Source organism: Bacillus sp. TH30, from assembly GCF_016650875.1.
Lineage (GTDB): Bacteria > Bacillota > Bacilli > Bacillales > Bacillaceae_G > Bacillus_A > Bacillus_A mycoides.
In genome coordinates this window covers 137,492-153,999 of record NZ_JAEKEY010000001.1, presented here as the reverse complement: position 1 = coordinate 153,999, position 16,508 = coordinate 137,492, and the positions used below count along the sequence as shown (strand labels likewise).

The window sequence follows — 16,508 nt, the reverse complement described above, 5'->3', positions numbered from 1 at the left end:
ATTATGGTAGAGCCAATTATTCAAATAAAGAACATGAAGAAAGTCTACGAACTTGGCGGCGAAACAGTAATGGCTCTAAAAAGTGTTTCCCTCGATATTCAAAAGGGGGATTTTATCTCTATCATAGGACCATCAGGCTCTGGAAAATCAACATTTATGAACATGATCGGATGCTTAGATCGACCGGATTCAGGTGAATACTTACTAGATAATGAAGAGATAGGGAAAATGAAAAGCTCTCAACTTGCAACTATTCGAAATGAAAAAATCGGTTTCATTTTTCAAAATTTCAACCTTATAGCGAAGCTTACAGCAGTTGAGAATGTCGAGCTTCCACTCATTTACCGAGGCATGAAAGCGGGAGAACGAAGAGAAACGGCATTAGAAGCATTACGAAAAGTAGGATTGGCAGATAGAGCGAATCATTTGCCTTCTCAATTGTCGGGTGGGCAACAGCAACGTGTTGCAATAGCACGTGCGTTGGCTGGACAGCCTCCTATTCTACTAGCAGATGAACCGACTGGAGCACTTGATAGTAAAACGAGTAAAGAAATATTAGGAATTATGAATTCATTAAATGAGCAAGGGCATACCATTATTCTTATTACGCATGATTTAGATGTTGCAAAGAAAGCAAGCCGTGTCGTTCGGATTCACGATGGACAGCTCTATGAGAATGGAGGTGAATGGTTTGCAGACACTCAAAATGGCACTGAAAAGCATTAGAGCAAATAAAGTTAGAGCATTCTTAACGATGCTAGGGATTATTATCGGTGTATCCTCTGTTATAGTCATGGTTGCGATAGGACAAGGATCGACAAAAGAGGTACAAGATCAAATTGGCAGCTTAGGTACAAATGTATTGACTGTAACAGTTACGGATTCAGATGCTACATTTAAAGAAACGGACGCAAAACAAATTCAGGATATCGATGGTATTAAAGCAATTGCACCAACAGTGTCAGGAAGAGTAACAGTGAAACATGAAAAAACGAATACACAAGTATCAATGATTGGAACAACTTCTTCTTACTTAGAGGTCCGCGATTTAAAGCTGCAATCTGGTCGTTTCATTGCAGACTTAGATCAGGGGAATCATTCAAAAATTGCAGTACTTGGTTCAGACACAGCACAAACATTATTCGGTTTAGGAGACCCGGTCGGTAAATCAGTAAAAGTGAACGGAACATCCTATAAAGTTGTTGGGGTTCTTGAATCAGTGGGAAGTTCATTAGGAACAAGCGGAGATAGTACAATTATTGTCCCTCTTAGCACCGGACAGCGTTTAGCTGCTACTACGAATGTTGGGACAACATATGTGAAGGTGAAAAATGAAGATATGATTAATTTCATATCGACCCGCATTGAAAGAACGATGCATTCAATCTTAGGTGATACTGATAGTTATAGTGTATCAAGTCCAAAAGATTTAATGGAAACTGCGTCATCAGTCAATGATACTATGACATTAATGCTAGGCGGAAGTGCAGCAATCTCTCTTATCGTAGGCGGGATTGGTATCATGAATATTATGCTCGTATCAGTTTCAGAACGTACGAAAGAAATAGGCATTAGAAAAGCAATTGGAGCAAAGCGTAAAAATATTCTGCTTCAATTCCTTATCGAAGCAGTTGTGTTAAGTTCGTTCGGTGGAATAATTGGAATAGGGATTGGGGTAATCAGTGCTCAAATATTTACACTAGCCACAGGTACAACAATAGCGTACTCTATACCGGTTATGCTGTTATCATTTGTTTTCTCTTTATTAGTTGGAGTTGTATTCGGTGTATTTCCGGCGAATAAAGCGTCTAAACTTGACCCAATTCAAGCACTACGATATGAATAGAAAAAACAAAGCGATCGTGTCCAGCGATTGCTTTGTTTTTTACTATATAAGAAAACAGGATTCTAAAAATGTAATTATATAAAAAGATACTGATTCATAAAGGAGTAGTAATAAATACATCGAAGTTGATATTATCTTATGTGAACTACTCGCCACTTAGCAAAGCTTGAAGTGGGAGCTTCTCAGTTCCACGACGAAAGTACCCTTTCGTCTCCCTGAGCGTTACTTCGGGGTGTTCCACCCCTAGATGTCCAACGCTTGGACGCTCTTTTGGTACGGTTGATATTTTACGCAGGAACCGAATGGCTTGGTTTTCGCACTCTATTTTCTTCCTGCAACCTCATATATCAAGTTATCAAAGAACTTCATATAGCTAGTTTATCAAAAGTTTTTGGCTATGCCAAACCGAAATTCATCTCCCACCTACCGTTGGGCTACGCCCTTTACACGCTTGAGGAAGGAGAATTCTTTTGGGGAATTCGTTAAAATAGATAAAAGTATATAAAGGAAGATTCGATATTTTAGGTTATTTTGGGCTGGGAAAATTATTTATCATTAATATTTCGTAAGCCATAAGGTACGTTTTACAACTTACAGGTAAAAGAATACTCTTTTATAGATGAAGGTACTTTTTATGTCAGGTATTGTAATTGTTAAAAAAATATGAAGCATAAAAATCCAAAAGAAAAAAGTTCTTTACTCAAGTTAAACTTTAGACCTAATTTTCTCTTGAAATAATGAGTAAAAAAATTCTTTATTTAGTCAGGAAATATAGAATTTCAATAATTATTAGTAAAGAACTTTTTTACTTGGGGACAAAACGAAGACAGAAGGGCGTTATCAAACCTCATGTTATTGTACTATGAACACCATAAGATTACAGATAACACCGAAGTTTATGTTAGAGCATTTACCTTTAATTTATCAGTCAGCTTATAAGGTGAAACAAGAAAATGCTGAACAATTACAAATACTTGTTAAACTGCTGCAACGACATGATGTTGACCATGCGGTTAACATATGTGACGCGGACCGCGAAGGAGAGTTAATCTATAGGGAAGTATACGAATATGCAGGAGTGAATAAAAAGCAATCTCGTGTATATAAATCCTCTTATGAAGCGGCAGAACTAGAGGTAGCTCTCAATCGATTAGAAAGCGCATCAAAATACGATGGACTGGCGTATTCTGCTAAAGCAAGACAGTACTTGGACTATCTATTAGGTATGAACATAACGAGGGGATGTACAACGAAATTAGCACAGAATAAGTTCTTGCTATCCTCTGGACGTGTACAGATGTGTTTATTAAATGAGATACGACAACGTGAGGTAGCGATTGAAAATTATAGAGAGCAATCTTATTATCATCTGCAACTAGTAACAGATTTAGGACTTACTCCGGTTATGAAAACAGAAAACCAGGTGTTAAACCCATCGCCATTAAGAAGTTTGGGAGAAAACTTGAAAGGTCAATATCTCGTGGTGGAAGAATTTAAAGAAGGAAATCGAAAGAAGAACCCTAAATTATTATATAACTTAACGGATTTATACAAAGATGCTCATGCTCATCTGCAGATTAATGCAGAAACCGCAAGAAAACATATTCAGAACTTGTATGAAGAAGGATTTATTACCTATCCACATTCTTCTTCTAGGCATTTACCTACAGAACAAGTAGAGCGTGTGAAAGGTGTTATGCACTCATTAGCAACGAGTCACTATTCGTCATTGGTACAACTAGTAGATATCGAGGCAATTAATACAAAACATAAAACATTCAATGATGAGCTTGTATCAAGCCATTTTGCTATCATTCCGACAACAAAACAATATAACGGGGGAGACCGTCCAGACATTGAAAAACAGCTATATGATCTTGTAGTAAAACGCTTTGTGGGTAATTTCATGAGTCCTGCAGTGTATCTAGTAAGAGACGTATCGCTTATTGACTCGATGGGTGATATCTATCAAACAAAAGAAAGTGTACTTAGGGAAAAAGGGTTTCTAGAAGTATTTCAAGAGGAAAAAGAAGAAGAAAGTGTGGAAGCATTTAAAATTCCTATTCTGCAGAAAGGACATGAACTTCAAATCTGCGATTTTGAGTTACTTGAATCCAAAACAAAGAAACCCGCGCTACACACAGAAAGCTCAATTCTGACTTTCATGGAAACAGCTGGACGCAAAATTGATGACGAACATTTAAAAGAACTGATGAAAGGAAAGCGAATTGGAACCGTTGCAACCGAAGCGACTTTTATCCCAGCTTTAAATGAGAAGAACTATATAGCCATTGAAAAAAGGAAAATTACTACAACTCCAATTGGTCGTGCTTTTATTGAACAATTTCCTGTCCAACAAGTCAAAGATCCAATACACAGCTGAAATGGAAGGGATGATATACCGTATTGAAAAGAATGAAATGAGTTATGAAGACTTCATTTTACATACAAATGCGTTTGTACAAAAAATAACGCAAGAGATTATAAAAATTCCTGATACCATTTCGTACAATCTAATAGAGACCTGGAAGCAACAAATAGAGGTTTGCCAATGTCCTTGTAGAAATGGAATTATTTTAGATAGGGGGGAATTTTTCGGTTGCAGCAATCACCCGAACTGTAATATTGTCTTGCCAAAAAATAAAAGAAAAAGCGATTCCTGCAGCACAAGTTAAAAAACTGTTTGAAGAGAATAAAACGTACATTATAAAAGGATTTAAATCTAATGGCAAAGAGTTTTCTGCTTATCTAGCATTTATTAACGGTGAAATCAGCTTTAGTTTGCCTACAGTTGAAGAATTATCGCTAGGTCAGTGTCCAAAGTGTCAGAAGGGACAAATTCTAAACCGCAAAACGTTTTTTGGGTGCTCAGAACATCAAAACGGATGCGATTTTATGTTGCCAGCCAAAATTAAAGGCAAGAAATTATCCGATAGCCAGATTAAAAAACTAGTGAATAATAATGTAACAGACTTCATTAATGGTTTTAGTGGGGAAAAAGGAGAATTCACAGCTGCAATTAGATTAAAGCCGGACCTTAGCATTTGTTTTGAATTCCCAAACACAGATGATCGTACGGTAGGTAAATGTCCTTTATGCCAAGAGAGAGTAATAATAGGTAAAACGAACTATTTGTGTGAACGTTATAAAAAAGGTTGTGATTTCATTATTTCAGGTACGATACTTGAAAAAAGAATCACAACAAGTCAGATCAAGAAGTTGTGTGCCTTGTTATGACAGGGATGGTTTCCTATAAAGAATTAAATGTACCTGAAGCAATGGCTTATGTAATGGAAGTAGTAGGACAAGGTAAGGTCGCTGGTGTAATTGCTGTAGGAGCTGTCATTGGTCTTATGGCTGTTATTTTCTCTTCTATGTATGCAGCAACACGAGTATTCTTTGCAATGGGTCGTGATGGACTGTTACCCAAATCACTCGCGAAAATTAATAAGAATACTGGAGAACCGACTTTTACAATAGGCTTGGTGGGAATAGGAAGTTCTTTTATAGCTGGGTTTATTGATTTAAAAGAATTAGCGAATTTAGTTAATATTAGTGGTTTGGTAACGTATTCAATGGTGGGAGTATCAGTTATTATCCTTCGCAAAACTCATCCGAATTTTAAGCGCGGCTTTAGGGTACCATTTGTACCTATATTGCCAATCATTTCAATTGCAAGTTGTGTATTTTTGATGTTAAATTTACCATTAAGAACATGGTTGTACTTCTGCATTTGGATAACTATTGGAGTAATAATATATTTCGTTTATTCAATAAAACATAGTAATTTAAATGAGAAACCAATTTCAAGAGAAATTAAATAACTGTAGTCCTTTTGAATTTAGAGCCAAGATTGTTTAAGGAAAAGGTATCTAAGGTACTTGTAAGTATGAATGCTAATAACCACAAAAGCAAAGGTTATAGTGTCAATAAAAGTGAACGTTTTGTAATTAATTTATTTAAAAACTCCTCTAACATATTAGATATGTTAGAGGAGTTTATTTTAAACATTTTTTAGTAATTAGGTCTTGATAACGAATGGAAAGTCGTAACGTTTATAAAAAAGTTTGATCAAAAATCCTGCTTGAAATGCAGGATTGTTCTTGTTTAATAAACGGGTCATTATATGGAATAAGCAGAATGATCAACCAGAAATAAATGGGCTGAATTTATAATAAGATTAGGTAAGATAGCAGAAATTAAATGTCTTTTTTAAAATATAAAATTGGAGAACTTTTTAAAATACTTTTTTAGAAATGGACTTATTTTGGTTTGAAAGGAAGACGTAAATTCCGATCAAACCAAGTCATCATTCAAAATGGATTCCTATTAAAGCATTTATAGTAATGTGAATCTCCAATAATAAATTAGAGTAAAATTATGAAAGACTATAAACCTCGGTTGCTACTTTTAAAAAGGATTGAACTGCCGGGGGTGTGTCCTGTTTTGACATACAAGCTAATGCTATTTTCCTTAAACTTGCTAATTGTAACCTTTTTGTGTAAATATTTGGCTGAGTTTTAAGAAATAGCTCTGAACCAACTGTAACCCCAAGACCTTCATTAACCATGTTTGCAATCGTATTACAATCCTGCACTTCAAAGCGTACATTAGGCTGTACCTTCGCTTTCTTAAAAATTGCCTCTATATATAATTGATACATTCCTTTTGGCATAATCAACGGTTCGTTATTCAAATCCTCAATTTGAATAACGTCTTTCCCTAAGAATCTTCCGTTATCCGGGAATGCTACAGCTATTGTATCTTCAATAAGTGGAACGGTATCAAATTCACAATCTAAATCATGTTCAATTATAAATCCGACATCAATTACCCCCGTTTTAAGCCATTCAATAATTTCTTCATAGGATCCTTCAAATAATTTCAATTCAATTTTGGGATATTTCCTATGAAACTTTGAAATGATTTTCGGTAAAAGACATGCTGATGCACTTGTAAAACTTCCAATGCGAATCGTTCCTATTTCTAAATTCGCTTGTAAGGCTATTTCCTGATTAATATGTTCCATTCTGTTTAAAATTTCACGGACCTGAATTAAAATTTTAGTTCCAATTTCAGTAAGAGCTAAATCTTTTCCTTTTTCTCTGATTAAAAGATTAACTGCCCATTCACTTTCAAGACTAGCGATGGCATGGCTGACAGCCGACTGTGTTATGTGCAGGGCTTTGGCTGCTTTCGTAAAACTGCTAAGCTCGACAACTTTAGAAAAAACTTCGAAACGCGCAATTGTCATGAGTTTTTACTCATCTCCTATATTAAAAATATCAATTTTACTCATGATAACATGTGTTTTAAACTAGGGAAAGAAAAAGAAATTAGTGGGAGATGAATTTATGAATAAATTAATGATATATCTTTTAGCGTTAGGGGCATTCTTAACTGGAACCGCAGAATTTGTTGTTTCTGGTGTTCTAGAAATTATTGCTAAAGATTTAGATGTTTCAATATCAGCGGCAGGACAATTAATTTCAATATATTCCATTTTCTATGCATTAGGAGCGTTCTTTTTAGTGTTATTAACAGCTAAATGGGATAGAAAAAAGGTTCTTTCAATTTCTTTGTTCATCTTTTTCATTGGAAATCTAATTGCATTTTTAAGTTCCAACTTTATTCTGGCGATGCTATCACGGATTATATTGGCGATGAGTGGCGGATTGTTCACGGTTGTCGCAACAAACTATGCTGCTCACCTAGCATCTCCTGACAAAAAAGGTAAAGCGATGGCCACAGTTACTACAGGTTTTACTATATCACTAGCATTTGGGGTACCTATTGGGACTCTAACTGCTGCGTATATAGACTGGCATTATATTTATCTCATTATTGGAGGATTAACGCTTATAAATTTGCTCTTGTTAAACAGGTTAGTTCCCAAATTAGAAGCAGAAAACTCAATTCCACTGAAAAAACAATTATTGGTAATAAAAGACAAGAAGGTTATAGCAGGACTTTTAACAACTGTATTTTGGATATTGGGATATACCTTGGTCTTTGCATATATTTCGCCAATCTTGAGTCAGGGGGCAAATTTTACAATTGAGTTGATTAGTATATCATTATTTTCATTGGGTATTTTTGCTTTTATAGGTACTCAAGTTGGTGGAGTAATGGCAGACAATTGGGGATCGGTTAAAGTCATTACCTGTAGTTTAATCGTTAATGCCATATCTTTATTTTTAATGAGGCCATTTTTAAACTCAACAATTGCTATTTTGCTTATCATTATAATTTGGGCGTTAGCTACTTGGACAACAACACCTGCAATGCATGTTTATATGATTTCATTGAAACCACAGACCTCAGAAATTTTGTTGAGCTTTAATATAACGGTGATGAATATTGGTATGTCCATAGCAGCTGGTATAGGAGGAATGGTAATTAAATACACATCAACTTTAAATCTAAGCTGGATTGGTGGAGTGATGGTTATAATAGCATTGGCATTATCTTATTATTCGTTTGCAATAGATAAAAAACAACATAAAGAGAAAGAACAAATTTGTATCAATAGTTGACTTTTAAAAACGGGGAGCAGTAACATGAAAAAGTTCCAATTCTTACAATAGATATTTTCTCCCGTGGATTTGATGCTTATGTAGCGGGTTTTCTTCTCGAAGTTAGTGCATCTTATCAGTTTGTAGTTGCTGCATCTTTAAGAACAAAATTAAACAGCGTTATTATATATACACACAATGAGGTTAGATTATAAAACAATTGTGCATATAGAAAAAGTTAAACTTAAAAAAGAGTCTGCGGACTTTGTCGAAATTGAAGAAGAAGAAAAAAACTATGGCTGAATAAAAGTCGATTTTTGAGGTGTTTAAGTATCCTGTCATAGATACGGATGAAGTTGTGAATGGAGGCATGAAAAATTACATCGTTCAAAAATAATTTTTATTTTAGGAGAAAATGACATGGAAGTTTTCACAAAATATTTAGCGCATATTGATAACCCGCAACATCGGGACCGAACGGGAGAAGTTTTGGTTTGGGTAACCAAGAAATTTCCAAATTCAATGCCGAAAATTGCGTGGAATCAGCCTATGTTTACCGATCACGGTACATTCATTATTGGTTTTAGCGTAGCCAAACATCATTTGGCTTTTGCACCTGAAAAGGCAGGGATTAATCAATTTTCTGAGGGGATTGTGCAGGCTGGCTATGATCACACCAAGCAGTTGGTACGTATCCAGTGAGATAGTCCGATTGATTTCTCATTACTTGAGAAAATAATCGAATTTAATATTTTGGATAAGGCAGCCTGTTCAACTTTTTGGCGGAAATAAAAAATCGGATTATCGAGGGTTCGGTTCGATTAATTTTAATCAAACTTTTTTCCAAAGTTACACCCAAAAACAAAAAAATGAGCTAATTTCTCAAGATAACTAACTGTAGAGAAAGAGAATTTTCATTTTGGGGGTACTTCAAAACCTTAGCTTGATGGCGATGGGACGTTATCCTATTAAGGAGTTTTTTATCTTGAAAGCAACGAATATATTTTCATACATGTCAATCAATATGCTAAATTACATATCTAAAAAAGTATAATTTGTTAACATTTTCAAAATAATGATTATCCTTATAAAATTCTGTTAATATCAAACTTGTACCTATATAAAAGAAGGGGATGTTTATATATTTAAAAAAGTTATATTAGGGATATCATCATTAGCAATGGCAGCGGTAGTTGGTTTAGGAATGGCATCGGAGGCATCTGCAGGGCCAGCGGCACCTCTAACTTCTTTAAGTGTAGTAAAAGTAGAGTCACAATTGGGTGGAGTTGAATACATTAATCCTAATAGTTTTAGTACAACTAAAGATCATGGGGGAAGTTACTTATATGTTTACACAAAAGAAATAGGGTATGGCCAGTTTCCTTTTGCGAAAATGAATGGATTTGATGTGAAAAGTATTGGTTCACAAATAATTGGTGGTAATCCTATTGTAGGTTGGGAATATAAATGGGATGCATCAAATCATCAAGAAGGGACTTTTGAATATCAAAAGACTTCAATAAACTATCCAAGAGATACGTGGCGTACTTCACTATATATTAAATAGTCAGTTTTATATATTCGTAGCATAAAAATCCCTGCACCTTGTGTGGGGATTTTTTCATAAAGAAAAGACACCTTAAGGTGCCTTCCTCCGACTTAAACCACTTTACTTTTAATAATATGTATTGGACTTCTATCCAAATACAATTTTATCATATTTCCCGAAAAATGAAAGCGAATTCATTAACCTACTTAATGGTTTTATCCATAACTTCTTTATATTTATTAAACTCTTTATTTTTTATATCACCATTTATCTGTGAAAGGAAATCTCCTTTAGCCTATATATGAAGCATAGTATTGGAGCTGAGTTTCCTAACTCATCATAGTACTTTTTAGCTTTCTCTAAATCTTCTTTCTTACTAAATGGGGTAGTGACAGGGTAGTTGTCATAGACCGCAAAATAAGTAAGGTTGAACCAACAGTAGCATTAAAACCATCTATTATCATAATTAATATAGAAGAAACTTATTCTAAATGGAAAAGTGGGGAAATAACAGCTATTATATTTATGGAAATGTTAGAGCGAAAGAAAAATGCGTTTTATAAAATAATGAAGGAATATGAGAGGTCCTACTTTTTCTCCAGGTGTAAGAATCTTGGAGTTTTTGCACCAGAACAGTATTATGTATATCGAGAAAAAATAAAAGACAACTCTAATTAAGAGTTGTCTTTTTGTGTAATAAATTTTACAAAATCTGAAGATATACAAACGACTAGAATACGTTATGGTTGTTATTATAACAAAAACGAATAGTATTTTGAATAAAAAATATTTGAATGAGTTTTTGAGCTTTTTGTTAACAATGTTCAAAAATAAACTTTTTGTAAAGGTTTTCTTTGAATATAATTATTTATTTTAAAAATATAATCATGGTTATTGTATTTCAATGGTTTCCTTATAAACCTTAGCTATATATTTAATAAAATCAATGACGGGATAGTGTATGAGTGAACGGTGCTGCGCAAAACGAACCCCTTCTTATTCCATTTTCGAAATAATTTGTTCAATTTCCAACTCTTTTTGTTATATTCTATTATAATTTTGATATACAATGTTTTTCCATTTATAAGAAGAACCGTGAAAATAACTCTCTCCTTTTACCGTGTGGCTGAATATTATTTCTATTTTTTCTCTACGTTGTTTTTCCTTCATATGCGCTTCCGTTGACTGCATGTTTATCGCCTCTTCCCTTGGAGCTGTATACTGTTTCCAAAAATAAGGTCTAACCCATCATAGCTAATGTACAGTAATCTTGTTGGGGATTGTCGTTTACGGCTATCTCATCAACTATATATTTTTTTCAAGTACTTAATCTAACATCTTAGATCTTACATCTAAATACGTTGTTAGTCTGTATAACATACCATTCATCTTTTAAGTTTTTTCTCTCAATAACAAAATTAAAAAGTAGTGAAAACGTATGAAAGATTAATTGTTTATCAATCTTTATTATAAAACGATTCTTTATGGGCATGCACCTTTTTACAATCACTAAGATTTACAACATGACGAGTATCTTTATCCATAAATATTCGTCTCAATTTGCGAGATACACGCAACCAAAACGCCGTAAGAACTCTTGAGAGTGTGCTTACGTTAGAAGAGAAGTATGCTCAAGCCGAACGGAACGTACTAAAGGCAGAAAGTGAATTGTTAAAAAAGATCAAACAAATGGAAGGGAGGATGGGAAGGAAATAACGTTGCCACCTAGTTAGAAATATATCCTGTTTCGTTCTTTCATCATAAAATATAACTTACGAAATATGGTGAGTTACTTGTGTAAAGTAGCTGCTGAATCCAGTTCGGAATACTATAATTATTTTTTCATTTCACCTCAAGAACAACGGAAACAAAAGAAAGATCAAGATGAAATCGTGAAACAAATTATATTAAAAGCACTTCGATTTAGAAATCGAAAGAAAGAGGCTCGTCAAATAAAAATGACATTGGCGGGTCATTTTCAAGTTGTCCACAATTTAAAGCGTATCCGTATAATCATGAAGAAATATGAGATTGTCTGTCTGATGTGGATAGCAAATCCTTATAAAAGAATGCTGAAAGAAACAAAAGAACATCGAGTAATGATGAATCAATTAGATCGAGAATTTTAACAAAACACCTCAGGAAAAACGCTTCTTACAGATATCACTTATTTAGTTTACGGTAAGAATAAAAGAGCTTATTTATCTACAATTTCAGATGGCTCAGCCAATGAAATTTTAGCTTGCCATGTTTCAGAACAGATAACATTAAACCTCGGACAATCTATGTCAAGATGAGGAAAGTGTTGGGATAACGCTCCACAAGAATCATTTTTTGGTCATCTGAAAGGTGAAGCACATATAAAACCTTGCGAGTCTTTTACTGAGTTGAAACAAGAGATTAAGAGCTATATGACGTACTATAAACACTATAGATATCAATAGAATTTAAAGAAGATGACACCTGTTGGATACAAAAATCATTTTCTTGATGTTGCCTAACTTTTTTTAAAAATGTCCTTTACAAAGGGGACAGTCTAGTATGCATATTGATTTTTCGTTAGAAAGGTTTGAACTAAACAAAGAATGTGATGCTATTGTTTTGGAGGATAAAACATACACATATGATTGGTTACTAAATCAAACAATGATTTATATAAGTGAATTAAAGGAACATGGAAAGATGTAGTATAAAATTATCTCTTTAGAAGCGGACTATTCTCCATACTCCATAGCAATGTTTTTAGCACTTATTGAGTTAGGTTGTACAGTAGTACCAATCTTAAATTCTTTGGTTGACAGCAAGAAGAAAGAATACTATGAAATTGTTGAATTAGAAAATGTAATTAAAGTTGAAAGTGGAAATTTTGAAATAATCAATATGCAAAGAGATTACATTCAAAATGAATTGTTATTACAACTGAAAAAGTTAAAACATCCCGGATTAGTATTGTTTTCATCTGGCACAACAGGACACAGTAAAGCAATTGTACATGATTTTACATTACTTCAAAAGAAGTACAGCGTTGCAAGAAGTGCAAAACGGGTTATACCATTTATGTTATTTGATCATATTGGGGGAGTTAATACGCTTTTCCAAATTCTTTCTAGCCTAGGGTGTTTGGTAATTATTGATGATCGTACCCCTAATCGAGTATGTAATATGATTGAGAAACATCAAGTACAAGCATTACCTGCATCTCCAACCTTTATAAATTTACTTATACTGAGTAAGGTTTATAAAAAATATAATTTAAATAGTTCGCAGACTATTTCTTATGGATCAGAAGTTATGCTTGAGACTACGCTAGGTAAAATAAACGAAATATTCCCTTGTGTTAAAATTATACAAATGTATGGGTTGTCAGAATTAGGAGGTTTATATTCACAATTTAAATCGAATGATTCTTTGTAGATTAAACTAAGCGATAAAAAATATGGAGTCAAGAGTTGTGAAGGGAATGTTACAAATTTAATCAATGTCTACAATGATTGGCTATATTAATGCTCCAAGTTCATTTACCATAGATGGCTGGCTTATGACAGGAGATATAGTGGAATATGAAAGTGAATTTATAATTATTATTTTACTTTTATTTCCTTTTCTTGGTTTTATTGAAATTATATCCATTCACCCGTTTTCTCAAAATCACTATTAAAAGTATACATTCCAAACATTATAAATAAAGAGATTAGAACATCCATTAACAAAAAACTAGCATAGATTTAGTTTTTTACATAGTTTCCGTTAGCAGAAATTACTATATCTAAAAAAATACAAAAATCCCTTCAAAAAAATTAAAGGGACTTTTATATTTTTTTCCTTAAATTGATGGCTATAGCCTACAACCTATTCTATTCTTCGCTTTTATCTAAGTCGCGTAATAATAAGATGTGCTGAAACAGACTGTGTTCCTCCAGCCAAAGGAGTAATGGTTAGTGCTGTGAATTCGCTAGCAGGATTTCGTACAGTAAGTATTGAATTGATGACTGATGTTTGCACAAGGGCCATTCCTACTATCTGAGAAGTACCAGTTGCTCGACCAGCTACCGTATAAGCTAATTCAACAGCTCCTGCTCCGGAATTAAGAGTTAAAACTAGTTGACCCGATTCGGTCACACTCACCTGAAATAAGACCTGATAACTACCGATTGCAGCCAAATTAAATGTGTCAGCACCAGTACGTGTAATCCCCGCTCCACTAAAAGGTCCGTCTCTTGGAAAATCAACGTCACCACCGACTGCAACTGTTGCAGCATTATCAGGGGGCATCAATGCATAAAAATCCGCAAAATCTAATACTCCACCTGTCGCGCCTGATGGACCTGTTGCTCCCGTTGGACCTGGTGGACCACCTGATGGGCCTGTCGCGCCTGATGGACCTGTTGCTCCCGTTGGACCTGGTGGACCACCTGATGGGCCTGTCGCGCCTGATGGACCTGTTGCTCCCGTTGGACCTGGTGGACCACCTGATGGGCCTGTCGCGCCTGATGGACCTGTTGCTCCCGTTGGACCTGGTGGACCACCTGATGGGCCTGTCGCGCCTGATGGACCTGTTACTCCCGTTGGACCTGGTGGACCGCCTGATGGGCCTGTCGCGCCTGATGGACCTGTTGCTCCCGTTGGACCTGGTGGACCACCTGATGGGCCTGTCGCGCCTGATGGACCTGTTGCTCCCGTTGAACCTGTTGCTCCCGTTGGACCTGTCGAGCCTGATGGACCGATTTCAGGTAAAGGGAAACAACATTGAAACGGTATACAACTATTCTTTTTAAATTTGCTCATGGTTCTCACCTACCTTATATAAAAAACAACTTTTCTAAATAATTACACTACAGTATATGAGCTTTCCAAATGTAAGTATAAGAAAAGCACCTATGAAAACCAAAGTAGAATCATACAGTTAAGCCCTATTTCACATTTTCAAATATATATTATATAAATTATGGTCAACATGTATACAGCATTCATTGTTCTTTATTTAGCTAACAGGCAGTTTTATATGTACGAAAAAATAAGCAAACCGAAAAAAGCGAATAAATTAAAGAACAAACAGCCACTATTCATATATCGTTACGTGTGGAAAACAACAATAAATTTGTACAAAGAAAGGGGAAAGCTCGAAAGAATATCGAATCCTTTTCACATGACAATACAATATGGAACAACGTTCAGGAGAATATATATTTTATGTTCCTTACAACAAAATTTCAGATTTAGAAAAAAAGGTAGATAGCATAATTCATAAAATCGATTTTGAAGCGGATTTACAAAATTGTTTTACGGAGTTAGATGTATACTGTAATGAATTGGAGCTATAATGGTAAAAGTAGTATTTGCTTATATAAAGAATTACAGTATAAAATAATAAGAATAACTGAAGACAGGAAGAGGAAACCCATGACCACAAAATTAGTAAATTTACGGATTGATTTCGCTTTTAAACAGTTATTTAGAACGAAGGGAAACGAATAAATGGATTTCTAAACCCTATCCTAGAAGAATCTTTAAATGCTCCTATTGTATCTCTACAACTAGAAGATCCACATCTTCATAAATCTTATGGAGATGATAAGTTATCCATATTAGACTTATTAGCAACATTGGACAATGGAACGCAAGTGAATATAGAGATACAGGCGCGACAAGAAGTCGCTTCATAATAGTGCGTATCCATAGGGATACGCTATTCTAGTTGTCAAGAATATTTCCACCCGAAACAGCGTTGCTAGTAATGGCAGGGTTGGTTGCATGAGGGGATGCATAAGGAAGCGATGAACGTACATTCAATCCGTTCTAGGGAAAGATGAGAAAGGTAAACGACAGTGAATTTTCTTAAGCTTCGTTACTATGAACCTAATGAAAGACGTTGATACATTGGGATTGCGGATGAGAAAAGTGGACTTTGTATGCCGCTGAGGGACAACCTACATATCCGCCGGAGTAGTAGAAGATACCTTCCCTCATCGTATCTATTAGAAGTGGAACTTGGTAAGCCCTATATAATCTGTACGTTGTACAGTAAGGATGTCGTAAGGCAGAATGACGTTATAGAGGGTATGGGATGTTGGAAAAAGCGAAAGTCGCAAAGTCGAAAGATAACAGGAACTCATAACTGTGCGAATAGCATTCAAGGAAAAAAACCTTAATGATGCAACCCGAAAGGGTGCAGACTTCCAACAGGTCTTCAACACGAAAAAAAGCGGAAAGAAACTTTTGCGGAAAGGAAGGAATCTAGTTATGGATACAGCTCACAAGGCGTCGGCTATTCCTTCACTTACAGATTGTTTTACAATCCAGTGGAAAGAAATCGAAAGGTATGTAAGGAAGTTACGACAACGAATTTTTCGTGCCAAACACCAAAATCAAAGTAGAAGAGTGAGAAAATTACAACGCCTTATACTTCGAAGCAAAGCGAATCTATTGTTATCAATTAAAAGAGTTACACAAATAAACCGTGGGAAGCGCACAGCGGGTATCGATGGAGAACGTATATTGACACCTAGGTCTAGGATGGCATTGTTTCAGAAAATGAGCCACCAAAATATTTCATCACATTTACTTAGTTTCTTAAGCAGGTTTCCAAGAACGCCCCTCC

Annotated in this window: 9 protein-coding genes and 10 pseudogenes; 15 read left to right on the top strand and 4 right to left on the bottom strand. The window is 35.0% G+C overall.

Annotated features, from left to right (window positions below; genetic code table 11):
* Positions 1–3: 3 nt before the first annotated feature.
* From JFU20_RS00770 to JFU20_RS00750, 4 genes and pseudogenes are all read left to right on the top strand, one after another.
* On the top strand, positions 4–726 hold the full coding sequence (locus tag JFU20_RS00770) for an ABC transporter ATP-binding protein (protein ID WP_078205163.1): 723 nt from the start codon (positions 4–6) through the stop codon (positions 724–726).
* Positions 692–1,846 (top strand): ABC transporter permease, encoded by a 1,155-nt coding sequence (locus JFU20_RS00765; RefSeq protein WP_373696015.1) that lies wholly within the window; start codon positions 692–694, stop codon positions 1,844–1,846. Before JFU20_RS00770 ends, JFU20_RS00765 begins: the two co-directional genes overlap by 35 nt.
* Before the next feature lie 895 nt (positions 1,847–2,741).
* Positions 2,742–5,083, top strand: a pseudogene (locus JFU20_RS29810) (type IA DNA topoisomerase); the annotation flags it as partial.
* Positions 5,065–5,670, top strand: a pseudogene (locus tag JFU20_RS00750) (APC family permease); the annotation flags it as partial. The pseudogenes JFU20_RS29810 and JFU20_RS00750, both read left to right, overlap by 19 nt.
* Before the next feature lie 554 nt (positions 5,671–6,224).
* On the opposite strand, the gene JFU20_RS00745 reads toward JFU20_RS00750, so the two are convergent.
* On the bottom strand, positions 6,225–7,100 hold the full coding sequence (locus JFU20_RS00745; RefSeq protein ID WP_078205159.1) for a LysR family transcriptional regulator: 876 nt from the start codon (positions 7,098–7,100) through the stop codon (positions 6,225–6,227).
* A 100-nt stretch (positions 7,101–7,200) separates the two neighbouring features.
* Between JFU20_RS00745 and JFU20_RS00740 the strand changes: the two genes are divergently transcribed.
* From JFU20_RS00740 to JFU20_RS00730, 3 genes and pseudogenes are all read left to right on the top strand, one after another.
* Entirely contained in the window at positions 7,201–8,382 is a 1,182-nt protein-coding gene (locus JFU20_RS00740; protein WP_078205158.1) for an MFS transporter, read from the top strand.
* A gap of 399 nt (positions 8,383–8,781) precedes the next feature.
* A pseudogene (locus JFU20_RS00735) lies at positions 8,782–9,153 on the top strand (iron chaperone).
* A gap of 349 nt (positions 9,154–9,502) precedes the next feature.
* Positions 9,503–9,928, top strand: coding sequence for a DUF4879 domain-containing protein (locus JFU20_RS00730; RefSeq protein WP_151304133.1), 426 nt, complete (start codon positions 9,503–9,505; stop codon positions 9,926–9,928).
* A 184-nt stretch (positions 9,929–10,112) separates the two neighbouring features.
* Here the strand turns inward: JFU20_RS00730 and JFU20_RS29945 are convergent.
* Positions 10,113–10,291 (bottom strand): annotated as a pseudogene (locus JFU20_RS29945) (stress protein); the annotation flags it as partial.
* A gap of 90 nt (positions 10,292–10,381) precedes the next feature.
* Here JFU20_RS29945 and JFU20_RS29940 point away from each other — a divergent pair.
* Positions 10,382–10,498 (top strand): annotated as a pseudogene (locus JFU20_RS29940) (recombinase family protein); the annotation flags it as partial.
* A 303-nt stretch (positions 10,499–10,801) separates the two neighbouring features.
* Here the strand turns inward: JFU20_RS29940 and JFU20_RS00725 are convergent.
* Positions 10,802–11,101, bottom strand: a pseudogene (locus JFU20_RS00725) (hypothetical protein).
* A gap of 363 nt (positions 11,102–11,464) precedes the next feature.
* Here JFU20_RS00725 and JFU20_RS00720 point away from each other — a divergent pair.
* The 4 genes and pseudogenes from JFU20_RS00720 to JFU20_RS29930 form a co-directional block, all read left to right on the top strand.
* Positions 11,465–12,354 (top strand): annotated as a pseudogene (locus JFU20_RS00720) (IS3 family transposase); the annotation flags it as partial.
* A gap of 97 nt (positions 12,355–12,451) precedes the next feature.
* A complete protein-coding gene (locus tag JFU20_RS29935) occupies positions 12,452–12,598 on the top strand; it encodes a hypothetical protein (RefSeq protein ID WP_242488122.1) in 147 nt (48 codons plus the stop codon).
* Between the two features lie 48 nt (positions 12,599–12,646).
* Positions 12,647–13,324, top strand: coding sequence for an AMP-binding protein (locus JFU20_RS00715; RefSeq protein ID WP_242488121.1), 678 nt, complete (start codon positions 12,647–12,649; stop codon positions 13,322–13,324).
* A gap of 64 nt (positions 13,325–13,388) precedes the next feature.
* Positions 13,389–13,568, top strand: coding sequence for a hypothetical protein (locus JFU20_RS29930; RefSeq protein WP_242488120.1), 180 nt, complete (start codon positions 13,389–13,391; stop codon positions 13,566–13,568).
* Positions 13,569–13,777: 209 nt separating this feature from the next.
* Here JFU20_RS29930 and JFU20_RS00710 read toward each other — a convergent pair whose 3' ends face one another.
* Positions 13,778–14,695 (bottom strand): collagen-like protein, encoded by a 918-nt coding sequence (locus JFU20_RS00710; protein ID WP_201038181.1) that lies wholly within the window; start codon positions 14,693–14,695, stop codon positions 13,778–13,780.
* Positions 14,696–14,911: 216 nt separating this feature from the next.
* Here JFU20_RS00710 and JFU20_RS30495 point away from each other — a divergent pair.
* From JFU20_RS30495 to JFU20_RS30490, 3 pseudogenes are all read left to right on the top strand, one after another.
* Positions 14,912–15,231: pseudogene (locus JFU20_RS30495) on the top strand (recombinase family protein); the annotation flags it as partial.
* A gap of 79 nt (positions 15,232–15,310) precedes the next feature.
* Positions 15,311–15,555, top strand: a pseudogene (locus JFU20_RS00700) (PD-(D/E)XK nuclease family transposase); the annotation flags it as partial.
* 595 nt (positions 15,556–16,150) lie between these two features.
* Positions 16,151–16,468, top strand: a pseudogene (locus JFU20_RS30490) (reverse transcriptase N-terminal domain-containing protein); the annotation flags it as partial.
* Positions 16,469–16,508 lie beyond the last annotated feature (40 nt).

Excerpts from the sequence above, each read along its gene's own strand:
- JFU20_RS00770 (WP_078205163.1), top strand. The coding sequence starts at position 4 with ATGGTAGAGCCAATTATTCAAATAAAGAACATGAAGAAAGTCTACGAA.
- JFU20_RS00745 (WP_078205159.1), bottom strand. The coding sequence starts at position 7,100 with ATGACAATTGCGCGTTTCGAAGTTTTTTCTAAAGTTGTCGAGCTTAGC.
- JFU20_RS00740 (WP_078205158.1), top strand. The coding sequence starts at position 7,201 with ATGAATAAATTAATGATATATCTTTTAGCGTTAGGGGCATTCTTAACT.
- JFU20_RS29935 (WP_242488122.1), top strand. The coding sequence starts at position 12,452 with ATGCATATTGATTTTTCGTTAGAAAGGTTTGAACTAAACAAAGAATGT.
- JFU20_RS00715 (WP_242488121.1), top strand. The coding sequence starts at position 12,647 with ATGTTTTTAGCACTTATTGAGTTAGGTTGTACAGTAGTACCAATCTTA.
- JFU20_RS29930 (WP_242488120.1), top strand. The coding sequence starts at position 13,389 with ATGTCTACAATGATTGGCTATATTAATGCTCCAAGTTCATTTACCATA.
- JFU20_RS00710 (WP_201038181.1), bottom strand. The coding sequence starts at position 14,695 with ATGAGCAAATTTAAAAAGAATAGTTGTATACCGTTTCAATGTTGTTTC.